Source organism: Pseudomonas sp. D3-27 (assembly GCF_051132165.1).
Lineage (GTDB): Bacteria > Pseudomonadota > Gammaproteobacteria > Pseudomonadales > Pseudomonadaceae > Aquipseudomonas.
This window is the reverse complement of record NZ_CP071667.1, coordinates 3541029-3554352: the sequence shown is the minus strand read 5'-3', so window position 1 is coordinate 3554352 and position 13324 is coordinate 3541029. Positions and strand designations below refer to the sequence as shown.

Here is a 13324-nt window from a genome sequence, read left to right as displayed (position 1 = left end):
CCATGGCGACGATCAAGGATGTGGCGGCGCTTGCCGGGATTTCCTACACGACCGTGTCCCATGTGGTGAACAAGACGCGGCCGGTCAGTGACGAGGTGCGGCGCAAGGTCGAGGCCGCCATCGAACGGTTGGACTATGTGCCCAGCGCCGTGGCGCGCTCGCTCAAGGCCAAGACCACGGCCACCATTGGCCTGCTGGTGCCCAACAGCCTCAACCCGTACTTTGCCGAGCTGGCTCGGGGAATCGAGGATTACTGCGAGCGCAATGGCTACTGCGTGATCCTATGCAATTCCGACGACAACCCGGACAAGCAGCGCAGTTATCTGCGGGTGCTGCTGGAAAAACGTATCGACGGATTGATCGTGGCGTCGGCCGGGGGCGATGTCGGCCTGGCCGAGGGCCTGACCAACGTGCGTACGCCCATGGTGATCGTTGACCGTGGCCTCGATGGCGTCGATGCGGACCTGGTCCGTATCGACCATGAATATGGCGCGTACCTGGCCACCCGGCATCTGCTGGACCTGGGCCATCGCGACATTGCCTTCATTGGCGGGCCGGCGGACACCAGCGTGGCACAGATGCGCCTGGCGGGTTATTGCCGTGCGCTGAATGAAGCGGGGATCGAGCTGCCCGTCGAGCGCATGCTCGAGAGCGATTTCACCAGCATCGGCGGTTACCGTGCGGCGGCCCAATTGCTTGGGCAACGGCCGCCCAGCGCGATTTTCGCGGCCAACGACATGATCGGCATCGGTGCATTGCGCGCCGCCGCCGAACGCAATGTGCGCGTGCCCAGTGAGCTGTCGATCATCGGTTTCGACGATATTCAGATGAGCCGTTATGTCTACCCGGCGCTGACCACTGTGGGGCAGTCGATCCTGGACCTGGGCGAGATGGCGGCCGAGGTGTTGCTGCGGCGCATCGCAACGCCGGGGCTTGCCACTGACCAGCGGATCGTGACGCCCAGCATTGTCTTGCGAGAATCGACTGCACCGGTGCCCGGTACATTCGCCCAATACCGCTGAACCGAATTGATGAGTAATGATGTATGCCAGCAAAAGTAGTGGTGATAGGCAGCCTGAACATGGACCTGGTGACGCGTGCGCCGCGTCTGCCTCGTGGCGGGGAAACCCTGATTGGCGAGTCGTTTTCCACCATCCCGGGGGGCAAGGGCGCCAACCAGGCGGTGGCCGCCGCGCGCCTGGGTGCGCAAGTGTCCATGGTCGGTTGCGTCGGCAATGACGCCTATGGACAGCAGTTGCGTGGCGCGCTGCTCGCCGAGGGCATCGATTGCCAGGCGGTCAGCGTGGTGGAGGGCTCCAGTGGCGTTGCGCTGATCGTGGTCGATGACAACAGCCAGAACGCGATCGTCATCGTTGCCGGCGCCAATGGTGAGCTGACGCCCGGCGTCCTCGATAGTTTTGATGCGGTGCTGCAAGGCGCCGATGTCATTATCTGCCAACTGGAAGTGCCGGACGCCACCGTAGGGCATGCGCTCAAGCGCGGCCATGAGCTTGGCAAGATCGTCATTCTCAATCCGGCGCCGGCCTCCCATGCCCTGCCGGGCGACTGGTACGCCTACGTCGACTACCTGATCCCCAACGAAAGCGAAGCGATGGTCCTCAGTGGCCTGGCCGTGGATTCCCTGGAGACCGCCGAAGCCGCCGCGACGCAGTTGCTCGCGGCGGGTGCCGGCAAAGTCATCGTAACGCTGGGTGCCCAAGGGTTGCTGTTCGCCAACGGAGCGAGCTTCGAACACTTCCCCGCGCCGCGGGTCAAGGCGGTTGACACAACCGCGGCAGGCGATACGTTCGTCGGCGGTTTCGCGGCGGCCCTGGCGAACAGTCAGGACGAAGTCGAGGCCATTCGTTTCGGGCAGGTCGCCGCTGCGCTGTCGGTCACTCGCGCGGGCGCGCAGCCCTCTATTCCTGCATTGTCGGAAGTTCAGGCGTTCGAATCATGAAAAAGACTCCTTTGTTGAACATCGCCCTGTCACGCCTGGTCGCTTCCCTTGGGCATGGCGACAAGGTGGTGATTGGTGATGCCGGGCTGCCGGTGCCGCCACACGTCGAACTGATCGACCTTGCGTTGACCCATGGCGTCCCCGATTTTGTCAGTACCTTGAACGTGCTGCTCAGCGAGATGCAGGTCGAAAGCCATGTATTGGCGCAGGAAATTATCGACAAGCAACCGTCAGCCCTGGCGACGTTGGAGGCGCTGCACGCCGAAGGCGCCTTAGGCGCGCGGGCGTTGGTCAGCCATGAGCAGTTCAAGGTGCTTACTCGCGAGGCGAGGGCGGTCATTCGCACCGGAGAATGCTCACCGTACTGCAACGTGGTGCTGATCGCGGGCGTCACGTTCTAGATATTCACAACCTGCACAAGGAGTGCGCCATGCACCGCTATGCTCAAAAAATGCATCAACTGTTGCGGAGTCTGCTGCTTTTGTCATTCATCACGGCTACAAGCGCCCAGGCGGCAGAGAAGATCGACTTGATCATCGACACCGATCCGGGCGCCGATGATGTGGTTGCGCTGTTGTTCGCGCTGGCATCCCCCGAGGAGTTGCACGTTCGCGCGTTGACCACCGTGGCGGGGAACGTGCGCCTGGACAAGACTTCCCGCAATGCGCGCCTGGCCCGTGAGTGGGCGGGTCGCGAAGAGGTGCCGGTCTATGCCGGCGCGCCGAAACCGTTGATGCGCACGCCCATCTACGCGGAAAACATCCACGGCAAGGAGGGTTTGTCGGGTGTCACGGTGCACGAGCCGAAGAAAGGCTTGGCCGAGGGCAATGCCGTCAATTACCTAATCGACACGCTTAAGGCGGCCAAGCCCCACAGCATCACCATTGCCATGCTCGGCCCGCAGACGAACCTGGCCTTGGCGCTGGTCCAGGAGCCCGGGATCGTTCAGGGGATCAAGGAGGTGGTGATCATGGGTGGCGCGCACTTCAACGGCGGCAATATCACGCCGGTGGCCGAATTTAATTTATATGCCGATCCTCAGGCGGCGGAGATCGTCGCCAAAAGCGGTGTGAAGCTGACCTACCTGCCCTTGGACGTGACTCACAAGATCCTTACCAGCGAGACACGCCTGAAGCAGATCGCTGCGCTGAACAACAACGCGAGCAAGTTGGTCGGCGATATTCTCAACGAATACGTCAAGGGCGACATGGAGCACTACGGCATGACGGGCGGGCCGGTGCACGATGCAACCGTGGTCGCCTACCTTCTCAAGCCGCAGCTGTTTAGCGGGCGTGCGGTCAACCTTGTGGTGGACAGCCGTGAAGGCCCGACTTTCGGCCAGACCGTCGTCGATTGGTACGACGGTCTGAAAGCGCCAAAAAACGCTTTTTGGGTGAAGGATGGCGATGCCCAGGGGTTCTTCGATCTGCTGACCGAGCGATTGGCGCGGCTCAAGTAACGCATCCCAAGGCAACCCCGCAGGCGTTTGCCTGCGGGAACCTTATACAGTTGTCTCGATGATGCTCGGATAGCGCTCGAACGCTTGCTTGACGAAGTTCTGCGCAGCCTGCGTCCCGAGTTCTTTCACCAGCAACTCGATGCTGAGGATCGCCAGTTCTTCCGGGCTGCCTGGGCTGTACGAGCTGTGGCCCTGCGCCCATTTTGCATTGATGGTGGCTTCGATGCTGACGGTGCTCATGTCGGGGGCTCGCAGGTTGGGAAATCTGTAGGCTGAGTTAAGCATTTTTGGAGTGGGTTTGGCAGTGCGACTTAGGCATCAGGCGAGCACTGTGCGACACTCGGTTTTTTATTTTCCCCGGGGGCTCCTACGTGCAGATCGATTTGAAGGATCCTGAGGCGTTCACCCTCGAGGCCGTGCGTGATTTGCTCGCGTCCGCCAGTGATGACGAACATACCCAGTTGCGTGTGACCAAGGCTGGCATTGCCTATCTTTCCTCGGGTGTCGTAGGGGGTGCCGACATCGCAGGTTTGTTGTTTCGGCTTGAAACCTGGGCGAAGGGTTCGGGGTATGTCGGAAACGTTGCGGCGAGCGATGAGGTCTGGGTGATGCAAATCTACAATGCATTGAAAGACAACTGGCCGAACCCGCCCTTCGATTACATCGACATCTACTGAGCGCCATTCATATTCAGTCACGATTGAGCGGTGAACAGCTGGGCAGGGCTCAGGCAAACTGCCGTTTTTCCAGATGAGGGCACCATGATGGCCTTGGCGTTGAAACCAAGTTTCGTTTGGGTTGTCGCACGCTCTCTGCTATTTCACTGAAAAAGGAGGCTTCATGCCTTGGAAGCTCGCGTCACTGAGTACTTTGCTGGCCGCTGCGCTCTTGAGCGGTTGCAGCAGCACCTCTGAATCGACCCCTGATCCCGTGACGGCCGAAACCGGGCATAGTCGCTGCGAGGCGAAGGCTGCTGAGTTCGCGATTGGCAAGCAGGCCTCGCCCCAGTTGCTGGAGCAGGCGCGGAGCCGTTCCGGCGCGCAAAACGCCCGTATTCTCAAGCCCAACGACATGGTCACGCTTGAGTACCGCTCCGATCGCTTGAACCTCAATACCGATGCCAACCTGGTGGTCAACCGGGTCAATTGCGGCTGATTGGTTTTAAGCTGACCATAAAAAACCCCGTCACATGGACGGGGTTTTTTTAGCGCGCCGGGAAATTACTCTGGGCGAACTTGTGCAGCTTGCATACCCTTTTGGCCTTTCTCAGCCACGAAGGAAACAGTCTGGCCTTCTTTCAGGCTTTTGAAACCGTCGCTTTCGATAGCTTTGAAGTGTACGAACAGGTCGTCACCGCCACCTTGAGGAGTGATGAAGCCGAAGCCTTTTTCATCGTTGAACCATTTAACGGTGCCGGTTTGGCGATTAGACATGGTGTATCTCCAAGAAACATATATTTTCAGTGTACTGTGCTGCTCAGGCCAACTGGGCACACCCGGGTATCATAGTCGAAATGTTCGATTTGGGAGCCCCCCGGACGAGCTGTTTGCCAATCAGTCGTGTTTTCTTTACCGTCTGAACGGGCTGTAAGCCCCGGTTTCAAAGGCTTTCAGCCGAACGTAAAGACGATAAAAAAAGCTGAAAAACCTGCAAAAATCGTAGGAAAAAGCGCTTATTCAAGCCTTTTTATCCCTGTCGGGCGCCTTCCTGACGCCCAAACCGTCATTTTTTCGCAGGCGGATTCGCCTTGCATTTGGCGATCTGGCCGAGGGCTTTCTGTTGCAGTTCAGGGGTGGCCTTGTTGTCCATCAGAGCCTGGATATCACTGGCTGGATAGGATTTGATGGCGTCGGCGCCACAGGCGCAGTGTGACTTGGCCGCTGCCGCGCCGATCTGTGGCGTTGCCGCCTGGGTGCACTGGGCCATGTATTTTTCGCGCTCGCCCTTTGGCCAGTCGGCATGGGCGGCAATCGGGAGCAGCAGGGCGAGGGGGGCGACTACTGCGAATAACGTATTCAGACGCATGCTGAGATGCTCCTTTCGGGTCGATGTCTTGGTATCTGAGGGGTTGCGGGCGCTTCAGTTCAGCACTTTGGCATAAAAGCCCCGCTTTTACGTTCGCTTCAACGCGAGCGCGGCGATGACCGTTCATCTGTGTTAGCATGCCGGGCTCGGGTATTTTCAGGCTCCGGATGACGACAGGTCCCGGCGGCGGCAAATGTTCGATTAACCCTGATTTGAATCCCAGTCACTCTGGTTCGGTTTTCCCGGTTGGCCGCAAGGCTCCTGCCGCTGTAAGGCAGGCGTTCGTCATTGAATGGCCTGGACTGGATCTTGTACTGGCTCATCCCAACCCACGTGACCTTTGGTAGGGGTCACCACTAGGAGAGGAGGCGCCATGCCAACTATTACTCTTCCCGACGGCAGTCAACGTTCATTTGACCACCCGGTTTCCGTAGCCGAGGTCGCCGCATCCATTGGCGCGGGCCTGGCCAAGGCCACCCTGGCCGGCAAGGTCAACGGTAAACTGGTCGACGCCAGCGATGTCATCGACAGCGATGCCACGCTGCAAATCATCACGCCCAAGGATGAAGAGGGGCTGGAGATCATTCGTCACTCCTGCGCGCACCTGGTCGGTCATGCGGTCAAGCAGCTGTACCCGAGCGCGAAGATGGTCATCGGGCCGGTCATCGACGAAGGCTTCTATTACGACATCGCCTTCGAGCGTCCTTTTACCCCGGACGACATGGCCGCGATCGAGCAGCGCATGCAGCAGCTGATCGAGAAAGATTACGACGTCATCAAGAAAGTCACCCCGCGCGCCGAAGTCATCGAAGTCTTCAAGGCCCGTGGCGAGGACTACAAGCTGCGTCTGGTGGAAGACATGCCGGACGAGCAGGCCATGGGCCTGTACTACCACGAAGAATACGTCGACATGTGCCGCGGCCCGCACGTGCCGAACACGCGTTTCCTGAAATCCTTCAAGCTGACCAAGCTGTCCGGTGCCTACTGGCGTGGCGACGCGAAGAACGAACAGTTGCAGCGCGTCTACGGCACGGCCTGGGCGGACAAGAAGCAGCTGGCGGCCTACATTCAGCGTATCGAAGAGGCTGAGAAGCGCGATCACCGCAAGATCGGCAAGCGCCTGGGCCTGTTCCATACCCAGGAAGAATCCCCGGGCATGGTGTTCTGGCACCCGAACGGCTGGACTTTGTACCAGGTGCTAGAACAGTACATGCGCCAGGTCCAGCGTGAGAACGGCTACCTCGAAATCAAGACGCCGCAAGTGGTCGACCGCAGCCTCTGGGAGAAATCCGGGCATTGGGCCAACTACGCCGACAACATGTTCACCACCCAGTCGGAAAACCGCGACTACGCCATCAAGCCAATGAACTGCCCGTGCCACGTGCAGGTATTCAACCAGGGCCTGAAGAGCTATCGCGAGCTGCCGATGCGCCTGGCCGAGTTCGGTGCTTGCCACCGTAACGAGCCATCGGGTGCGCTGCACGGCATCATGCGCGTGCGGGCATTCACTCAGGACGACGCGCACATTTTCTGCACTGAAGAGCAGATGCAGGCTGAATCCGCCGCGTTCATCAAGCTGACCATGGACGTCTACCGGGACTTCGGCTTCACCGAAGTTGAAATGAAGCTGTCCACTCGTCCGGAAAAACGCGTCGGTTCCGACGAACTGTGGGATCGCGCCGAGGCCGCCCTGGCCGCCGCCCTCGACAGCGCGGGGCTTGCGTACGAGCTGCAGCCGGGCGAGGGCGCGTTCTACGGTCCGAAGATTGAATTCTCGTTGAAAGATTGCCTTGGCCGCGTCTGGCAATGTGGTACCTTGCAGCTCGATTTCAACCTGCCGATCCGTCTGGGCGCTGAATATGTGTCCGAAGACAACAGCCGCAAGCACCCGGTCATGCTTCACCGCGCGATCCTCGGTTCCTTCGAGCGTTTCGTCGGGATCCTGATCGAGCATTACGAGGGTGCGTTCCCCGCATGGCTGGCGCCGACCCAGGCAGTGATCATGAATATCACTGATAAACAGGCAGATTTTGCCGCCGAAGTCGAAAAAACTCTCAATCAAAGCGGATTTCGTGCCAAGTCCGACTTGAGAAATGAAAAGATCGGCTTTAAAATCCGCGAGCATACTTTGCTCAAGGTTCCCTTTCTCTTGGTTATTGGAGATCGGGAGGTCGAGATGCAGACTGTCGCTGTGCGTACTCGTGAAGGTGCTGACCTGGGCTCGATGCCCGTCGCCGAATTCGCCGAGTTTCTCGCGCAAGCGGTTTCCCGGCGTGGTCGCCCAGATTCGGAGTAATTATTATTAAGCGTGAAATGAGACAAGATAAACGAGCTGCACCGAAAGCCCCGATCAACGAGAATATCTCGGCACGCGAGGTTCGGTTAATTGGCGCTGATGGCGAGCAGATTGGCATCGTCTCGATTGATGAAGCGCTTCGTATTGCTGAAGAAGCCAAGCTTGATCTGGTGGAAATTTCCGCGGACGCAGTCCCACCCGTTTGCCGGGTGATGGACTACGGCAAGTCGATCTTCGAAAAGAAGAAGCAGATTGCCGCGGCGAAGAAAAACCAGAAGCAGATTCAGGTAAAAGAAATCAAGTTTCGTCCAGGGACGGAGGAAGGGGATTACCAGGTAAAACTGCGCAACCTGGTACGTTTCCTGAGTGACGGGGACAGGGCCAAGGTATCCTTGCGATTCCGCGGCCGTGAGATGGCCCACCAGGAGCTGGGGATGGAACTCCTCAAGCGGGTTGAACAAGACCTGCTCGAGTACGGTTCGGTCGAACAGCATCCTAAGATGGAAGGACGCCAGCTGATCATGGTCATCGCCCCGAAAAAGAAGAAGTAATCACCAGGGCACGGCAGGCCTTGCGATTATGTTTATCAACTGAATGCGGAGTATCCGAACATGCCAAAGATGAAAACTAAAAGTGGTGCTGCTAAGCGGTTTCTGAAAACTGCTAACGGCATCAAGCACAAGCACGCTTTCAAGAGCCACATCCTGACCAAAATGTCGACCAAGCGTAAGCGTCAACTGCGCGGTAGCAGCTTGCTGCATCCGTCTGACGTGGCAAAAGTCGAGCGCATGCTGCGCCTTCGTTAATTTTTGGATCAAGAATAGAGGAAGTAACTCATGGCTCGTGTAAAGCGTGGCGTCATTGCCCGTAAGCGTCACAAGAAAATTATGAAACTTGCTAAAGGCTACTACGGTGCGCGTTCCCGCGTATTCCGTGTTGCCAAGCAAGCCGTAATCAAGGCAGGCCAATACGCCTACCGTGACCGTCGTCAGAAAAAACGTCAGTTCCGCGCTCTGTGGATCGCTCGTATCAACGCTGGTGCTCGTACCTACGGTCTGTCCTACAGCCGTTTCATCGCCGGCCTGAAAAAAGCGTCCATCGAGATCGACCGTAAGGTTCTGGCTGATCTGGCAGTGAACGAAAAAGCGGCGTTTGCTGCGATTGTCGAGAAAGCTAAAGCCACCTTGGCTTAAGTACCCCCGGCAGTCACCGGGGCTCACCTCTGTGGGCCCGGGTGCCAAACGTCATAAATAGGGGAAGAGCCTTAAAGCTCTTCCCCTATTTTGTATCTGGAGTCTGTACATGGAAAACCTGGACGCGCTGGTCGCTCAAGCACTAGAGGCTGTGCAAAGCGCTGAAGATATCAATGCCCTGGAGCAAATCCGGGTTCACTACCTTGGCAAGAAAGGCGAGTTGACTCAGGTGATGAAGACCCTGGGGAACCTGCCGGCCGAAGAGCGTCCGCAGGTTGGTGCGCTGATCAACGTCGCCAAGGAACGTGTCACAGAAGTCCTCAATGCGCGCAAGGCGCTGTTCGAGGAGGCGGACCTGGCGGCCAAGCTCGCGGCCGAATCCATCGACGTGACCCTGCCTGGCCGTGGCCAGACTTCCGGTGGCCTGCATCCGGTGACCCGGACGCTGGAACGCATCGAGCAGTTCTTCACCCGCATCGGCTATGGCATTGCCGAGGGTCCTGAGGTCGAAGACGACTACCACAACTTCGAGGCGCTCAACATCCCAGGCCACCACCCGGCCCGGTCGATGCATGACACCTTCTATTTCAATGCGAACATGTTGTTGCGCACCCATACCTCTCCGGTACAGGTCCGCACCATGGAATCGCAGCAGCCGCCGATCCGCATCGTCTGCCCAGGCCGTGTGTACCGTAGCGACTCCGATATCACCCATTCGCCGATGTTTCATCAGGTCGAAGGCCTGCTGGTGGATCGCGACATCAATTTCGCTGACCTGAAAGGGACTATCGAAGAGTTCCTGCGGGTGTTCTTCGAAAAAGAACTGGCCGTGCGCTTCCGCCCTTCGTATTTCCCGTTCACTGAGCCATCGGCCGAAGTCGACATGGAATGCGTGATGTGCAGCGGCAAGGGCTGCCGCGTCTGCAAGCAGACGGGCTGGCTGGAAGTCATGGGTTGCGGCATGGTTCACCCGAACGTGCTGCGCATGTCCGGGATCGATCCGGAAGAATTCTCGGGCTTTGCCTTCGGCATGGGCGTGGAACGCTTGGCCATGCTGCGTTACGGCGTGAACGACTTGCGTCTGTTCTTCGACAACGACTTGCGGTTCCTCGCGCAATTTCGCTAGTCGTAACGAACCTTTAGGAGAGCAGGATGAAATTCAGTGAACAATGGCTGCGCGGCTGGGTTAGCCCGCAGGTAAGCCAGGACGAGCTGGTTGCTCGCCTGTCGATGGCCGGTCTTGAGGTCGATAGCGTGACGCCGGCCGCCGGCGCATTCAGTGGCGTGGTGGTGGGGGAGGTGCTGAGCACCGAACAACACCCTGACGCGGACAAGCTGCGGGTTTGCCAGGTCAGCAGTGGCGGGGAAACGTTCCAGGTCGTGTGCGGTGCACCAAACGTGCGTCCCGGCCTGAAGATCCCGTTTGCCATGATCGGCGCAGAACTGCCGGGTGACTTCAAGATCAAGAAAGCCAAGCTGCGCGGTGTCGAGTCCAACGGCATGTTGTGCTCCCAAGCCGAATTGCAGGTTGGCGAAGGCAACGACGGCCTGATGGAGTTGCCGGCGGATGCGCCGGTCGGCAAGGATTTTCGTGAATACCTGGGCCTGGACGATGCGAGCATCGAAGTCGACCTGACGCCGAACCGTGGCGACTGCCTGTCAGTGGCTGGCCTGGCCCGTGAAGTCGGCGCGTTGTACGCCACCCCGGTCACTCGCCCGGTGGTTGCGAGTGTCCCGGCCGTGCATGACGAAGTCCGTCCGATCGAAGTCTTGGCGCCGAGCGCATGCCCGCGTTACCTGGGCCGCGTGATCCGCAATGTCGATCTGTCCAAGCCGACCCCGCTGTGGATGGTCGAGCGCCTGCGACGTTCCGACGTGCGCAGCATCGACGCGGCTGTCGACATTACCAACTATGTAATGCTTGAGCTGGGTCAGCCGCTGCACGCATTCGATCTCGCCGAAATCAACGGTGGCATCCGCGTGCGCATGGCTGAAGAAGGTGAAAAGCTGGTGCTGCTCGATGGCCAGGAAGTGGCCTTGCGCAGCGATACGCTGGTGATTGCCGACCATACCCGCGCCCTGGCGATTGCAGGCGTGATGGGCGGCGAGCACAGTGGCGTCTCTGCCACCACCCGTGATGTATTCCTTGAAAGCGCCTTCTTCGACCAGATCGCCGTCGCCGGCAAGGCTCGTTCCTACGGCCTGCACACCGACGCCTCGCACCGCTATGAGCGTGGCGTGGATTGGCAACTGGCCCGTGAAGCCATGGAGCGCGCCACTGGCCTGCTGCTGGAAATCACCGGTGGCGAAGCCGGCCCGATCATCGAAACCGTCAGCGAACAGCACCTGCCGAAGATCGCGCCGGTGACGCTGCGTGCCCAGCGCATCACCCAGATGCTCGGCATGGAAATGGACCCGGCCGAAGTCGAGCGTCTGCTCAACGCCTTGGGCCTGACCGTCCGGGCCGAGGGGGAAGGGCAGTGGCAGGTCGAAGTGCCGAGCCATCGCTTCGATATCTGCCTGGAAGTCGACCTGATCGAAGAGCTGGCCCGCTTGTACGGCTACAATCGCCTGCCGGTCCGCTATCCCCAGGCTCGCCTGGCCCCGCAAGCCAAGGCAGAGGCCCGCAGTGACCTGCCGGAGCTGCGTCGCCTGCTGGTGGCTCGTGGGTATCAGGAAGCGATCACCTACAGTTTCATCGATCCGCGTCAGTTCGAATTGTTCAGCCCAGGTGTTGAGCCACTGCTGTTGGCCAACCCGATCTCCAATGACATGGCCGCCATGCGCTCGTCCCTGTGGCCGGGCCTGATCAAGTCGCTCCAGCACAACCTGAATCGCCAGCAGGACCGCGTACGCCTGTTCGAAAGCGGCCTGCGTTTTGTCGGTCAGTTGGACGGCCTGAAGCAAGAGCCAATGCTGGCCGGTGTCGTTTGCGGCAGCCGCCTGCCGGAAGGCTGGGCCCAAGGTCGTGATGGCGTGGATTTCTTCGACGTCAAGGCCGACGTGGAAGCGGTGCTGGGCTTTGCCGGTGCGCTCGGCGCGTTCACCTTCGTGCCTGGCAAGCATCCGGCGCTGCACCCGGGTCAGACCGCGCGCATCGAGCGAGACGGTCGTGAAGTCGGTTATGTCGGCGCGATCCACCCTGAGTTGTCGAAGACGCTGGGTCTTGATCGCCCAGTCTTCGTTTTCGAGCTGGTCCTGGCTGAAGTCGCCCAAGGAAAAATGCCGAAATTCCAGGAGTTATCGCGCTTTCCTGAAGTGCGTCGCGACCTTGCCTTGATAGCCGATGTCGGCGTTGCATCCAGTGCCGTACTGGCAGTAATCCGTGAAAATGCAGGCGAATGGCTGACGGACCTCAGGCTATTTGACGTGTATCAAGGTAAAGGCATTGATCCGCATAGAAAAAGCCTTGCAGTCGGCTTGACCTGGCAGCATCCATCGCGCACTCTTAATGACGATGAGGTGAATACCGCAACGCAGAATATCCTCACCTCGCTCGAACACAGGTTGAACGCCACGTTAAGGAAGTGACGTATGGGGGCTCTGACGAAAGCTGAGATGGCGGAACGTCTGTATGAGGAGTTGGGCCTGAATAAACGGGAGGCCAAAGAATTGGTCGAGCTGTTTTTCGAGGAAATCAGGCACGCTCTCGAAGACAACGAGCAGGTCAAATTGTCCGGATTCGGCAATTTCGACCTTCGGGACAAACGCCAGCGGCCTGGCCGCAATCCGAAAACGGGAGAAGAAATCCCGATCACGGCTCGCCGTGTGGTCACCTTTCGTCCAGGGCAGAAGTTGAAGGCCCGAGTTGAGGCTTATGCTGGAACCAAGTCATAACGACGAACTACCCGTCATCCCGGGCAAACGCTACTTCACCATTGGTGAAGTCAGCGAGCTGTGTGCGGTTAAACCGCACGTGCTGCGCTATTGGGAGCAGGAGTTTCCTCAACTCAATCCGGTCAAGCGCCGCGGAAACCGACGGTATTATCAGCGCCAGGACGTGCTGATGATCCGGCAGATCCGCGCGCTGCTGTACGACCAGGGGTTCACCATCGGCGGAGCGCGCCTGCGCCTCTCCGGTGACGAGGCCAAGGACGATACAACCCAGTACAAACAGATGATCCGCCAGATGATCGCCGAGCTCGAAGATGTACTGGTGGTGCTCAAGAAATAAATTTCTGCTTTTAAATACTTCCAGTTTTCAAAAGCTTGCGATATATTCCTGAGCGTTCCGTTGAGAAGCGGAACAAGATTCACGCCTAGTCGGGGCGTAGCGCAGTCCGGTAGCGCACTAGCATGGGGTGCTAGGGGTCGAGTGTTCGAATCACTCCGTCCCGACCATACAATCCAAAAGGGTTGCGAGATTTAATCTCGCGACCCTTTTTTATGGT

At 58.8% G+C, this 13324-nt stretch carries 17 protein-coding genes and 1 tRNA gene; 15 read left to right on the top strand and 3 right to left on the bottom strand.

The window, feature by feature from the left end; translation table 11 throughout:
- The first annotated feature begins 2 nt into the window (after nucleotides 1–2).
- The 4 genes from J3P92_RS15985 to J3P92_RS15970 are packed head-to-tail and all read left to right on the top strand — an operon-like array spanning nucleotide 3 to nucleotide 3419.
- A complete protein-coding gene (locus J3P92_RS15985) occupies nucleotides 3–1022 on the top strand; it encodes a LacI family DNA-binding transcriptional regulator (protein ID WP_434648205.1) in 1020 nt (339 codons plus the stop codon).
- A gap of 23 nt (nucleotides 1023–1045) precedes the next feature.
- The gene (rbsK, locus tag J3P92_RS15980) at nucleotides 1046–1960 is read left to right on the top strand and encodes a ribokinase (protein ID WP_434648202.1); all 915 of its coding nucleotides are present in this window, start codon (nucleotides 1046–1048) and stop codon (nucleotides 1958–1960) included.
- Nucleotides 1957–2361 carry a D-ribose pyranase gene (gene rbsD / locus J3P92_RS15975; protein WP_434606628.1) on the top strand — a complete coding sequence of 135 codons (405 nt, stop codon included), beginning with the start codon at nucleotides 1957–1959 and terminating at the stop codon, nucleotides 2359–2361. The genes rbsK and rbsD overlap by 4 nt, the downstream gene beginning before the upstream one ends.
- 29 nt (nucleotides 2362–2390) lie before the next feature.
- Nucleotides 2391–3419 (top strand): nucleoside hydrolase, encoded by a 1029-nt coding sequence (locus tag J3P92_RS15970; RefSeq protein WP_434559667.1) that lies wholly within the window; start codon nucleotides 2391–2393, stop codon nucleotides 3417–3419.
- 42 nt (nucleotides 3420–3461) lie between these two features.
- Here the strand turns inward: J3P92_RS15970 and J3P92_RS15965 are convergent, their stop codons facing one another.
- A complete protein-coding gene (locus J3P92_RS15965) occupies nucleotides 3462–3659 on the bottom strand; it encodes a hypothetical protein (RefSeq protein WP_434648199.1) in 198 nt (65 codons plus the stop codon).
- A 131-nt stretch (nucleotides 3660–3790) separates the two neighbouring features.
- On the opposite strand from J3P92_RS15965, the gene J3P92_RS15960 reads away from it, so the two are divergent.
- Nucleotides 3791–4096 carry a hypothetical protein gene (locus tag J3P92_RS15960; protein ID WP_420765834.1) on the top strand — a complete coding sequence of 102 codons (306 nt, stop codon included), beginning with the start codon at nucleotides 3791–3793 and terminating at the stop codon, nucleotides 4094–4096.
- Nucleotides 4097–4259: 163 nt separating this feature from the next.
- Nucleotides 4260–4574: an I78 family peptidase inhibitor gene (locus tag J3P92_RS15955; RefSeq protein WP_420765835.1), complete on the top strand. Its 315-nt coding sequence runs from the start codon at nucleotides 4260–4262 to the stop codon at nucleotides 4572–4574.
- 65 nt (nucleotides 4575–4639) lie between these two features.
- Here J3P92_RS15955 and J3P92_RS15950 read toward each other — a convergent pair whose 3' ends face one another.
- Both J3P92_RS15950 and J3P92_RS15945 read right to left on the bottom strand, forming a co-directional pair.
- Entirely contained in the window at nucleotides 4640–4852 is a 213-nt protein-coding gene (locus tag J3P92_RS15950) for a cold-shock protein (RefSeq protein ID WP_003179963.1), read from the bottom strand.
- A 289-nt stretch (nucleotides 4853–5141) separates the two neighbouring features.
- Nucleotides 5142–5444: a hypothetical protein gene (locus tag J3P92_RS15945; RefSeq protein WP_420765836.1), complete on the bottom strand. Its 303-nt coding sequence runs from the start codon at nucleotides 5442–5444 to the stop codon at nucleotides 5142–5144.
- 373 nt (nucleotides 5445–5817) lie between these two features.
- Between J3P92_RS15945 and thrS the strand changes: the two genes are divergently transcribed.
- The 9 genes from thrS (at nucleotide 5818) to J3P92_RS15900 (ending at nucleotide 13274) form a co-directional block, all read left to right on the top strand.
- Nucleotides 5818–7740 (top strand): threonine--tRNA ligase, encoded by a 1923-nt coding sequence (gene thrS, locus J3P92_RS15940; protein ID WP_420765837.1) that lies wholly within the window; start codon nucleotides 5818–5820, stop codon nucleotides 7738–7740.
- Entirely contained in the window at nucleotides 7740–8291 is a 552-nt protein-coding gene (gene infC, locus J3P92_RS15935; RefSeq protein WP_169432615.1) for a translation initiation factor IF-3, read from the top strand. Before thrS ends, infC begins: the two co-directional genes overlap by 1 nt.
- Before the next feature lie 60 nt (nucleotides 8292–8351).
- Nucleotides 8352–8546, top strand: a complete 195-nt coding sequence (rpmI, locus tag J3P92_RS15930; protein ID WP_002553160.1) for a 50S ribosomal protein L35 — start codon at nucleotides 8352–8354, stop codon at nucleotides 8544–8546.
- 30 nt (nucleotides 8547–8576) lie between these two features.
- The gene (gene rplT, locus J3P92_RS15925) at nucleotides 8577–8933 is read left to right on the top strand and encodes a 50S ribosomal protein L20 (RefSeq protein WP_039592831.1); all 357 of its coding nucleotides are present in this window, start codon (nucleotides 8577–8579) and stop codon (nucleotides 8931–8933) included.
- A 109-nt stretch (nucleotides 8934–9042) separates the two neighbouring features.
- Nucleotides 9043–10059, top strand: a complete 1017-nt coding sequence (gene pheS / locus J3P92_RS15920) for a phenylalanine--tRNA ligase subunit alpha (RefSeq protein ID WP_207964006.1) — start codon at nucleotides 9043–9045, stop codon at nucleotides 10057–10059.
- Between the two features lie 26 nt (nucleotides 10060–10085).
- A complete protein-coding gene (gene pheT, locus J3P92_RS15915; RefSeq protein WP_434648196.1) occupies nucleotides 10086–12464 on the top strand; it encodes a phenylalanine--tRNA ligase subunit beta in 2379 nt (792 codons plus the stop codon).
- 3 nt (nucleotides 12465–12467) lie between these two features.
- Nucleotides 12468–12770 carry an integration host factor subunit alpha gene (gene ihfA, locus J3P92_RS15910; protein ID WP_002553164.1) on the top strand — a complete coding sequence of 101 codons (303 nt, stop codon included), beginning with the start codon at nucleotides 12468–12470 and terminating at the stop codon, nucleotides 12768–12770.
- Nucleotides 12751–13107, top strand: a complete 357-nt coding sequence (locus J3P92_RS15905; protein ID WP_003179985.1) for a MerR family transcriptional regulator — start codon at nucleotides 12751–12753, stop codon at nucleotides 13105–13107. The genes ihfA and J3P92_RS15905 overlap by 20 nt, the downstream gene beginning before the upstream one ends.
- A 90-nt stretch (nucleotides 13108–13197) precedes the next feature.
- Nucleotides 13198–13274 (top strand) — tRNA-Pro (locus J3P92_RS15900).
- Nucleotides 13275–13324: the final 50 nt, after the last annotated feature.

What these genes read in the sequence shown, in the direction of transcription:
- thrS (WP_420765837.1), top strand. Translation starts at nt 5,818, where the DNA reads ATGCCAACTATTACTCTTCCCGACGGCAGTCAACGTTCATTTGACCAC.
- pheS (WP_207964006.1), top strand. Translation starts at nt 9,043, where the DNA reads ATGGAAAACCTGGACGCGCTGGTCGCTCAAGCACTAGAGGCTGTGCAA.
- J3P92_RS15945 (WP_420765836.1), bottom strand. Translation starts at nt 5,444, where the DNA reads ATGCGTCTGAATACGTTATTCGCAGTAGTCGCCCCCCTCGCCCTGCTG.
- ihfA (WP_002553164.1), top strand. Translation starts at nt 12,468, where the DNA reads ATGGGGGCTCTGACGAAAGCTGAGATGGCGGAACGTCTGTATGAGGAG.
- J3P92_RS15955 (WP_420765835.1), top strand. Translation starts at nt 4,260, where the DNA reads ATGCCTTGGAAGCTCGCGTCACTGAGTACTTTGCTGGCCGCTGCGCTC.
- J3P92_RS15905 (WP_003179985.1), top strand. Translation starts at nt 12,751, where the DNA reads ATGCTGGAACCAAGTCATAACGACGAACTACCCGTCATCCCGGGCAAA.
- J3P92_RS15970 (WP_434559667.1), top strand. Translation starts at nt 2,391, where the DNA reads ATGCACCGCTATGCTCAAAAAATGCATCAACTGTTGCGGAGTCTGCTG.
- J3P92_RS15985 (WP_434648205.1), top strand. Translation starts at nt 3, where the DNA reads ATGGCGACGATCAAGGATGTGGCGGCGCTTGCCGGGATTTCCTACACG.
- pheT (WP_434648196.1), top strand. Translation starts at nt 10,086, where the DNA reads ATGAAATTCAGTGAACAATGGCTGCGCGGCTGGGTTAGCCCGCAGGTA.
- rpmI (WP_002553160.1), top strand. Translation starts at nt 8,352, where the DNA reads ATGCCAAAGATGAAAACTAAAAGTGGTGCTGCTAAGCGGTTTCTGAAA.
- rbsD (WP_434606628.1), top strand. Translation starts at nt 1,957, where the DNA reads ATGAAAAAGACTCCTTTGTTGAACATCGCCCTGTCACGCCTGGTCGCT.
- rbsK (WP_434648202.1), top strand. Translation starts at nt 1,046, where the DNA reads ATGCCAGCAAAAGTAGTGGTGATAGGCAGCCTGAACATGGACCTGGTG.
- J3P92_RS15965 (WP_434648199.1), bottom strand. Translation starts at nt 3,659, where the DNA reads ATGAGCACCGTCAGCATCGAAGCCACCATCAATGCAAAATGGGCGCAG.
- rplT (WP_039592831.1), top strand. Translation starts at nt 8,577, where the DNA reads ATGGCTCGTGTAAAGCGTGGCGTCATTGCCCGTAAGCGTCACAAGAAA.
- J3P92_RS15950 (WP_003179963.1), bottom strand. Translation starts at nt 4,852, where the DNA reads ATGTCTAATCGCCAAACCGGCACCGTTAAATGGTTCAACGATGAAAAA.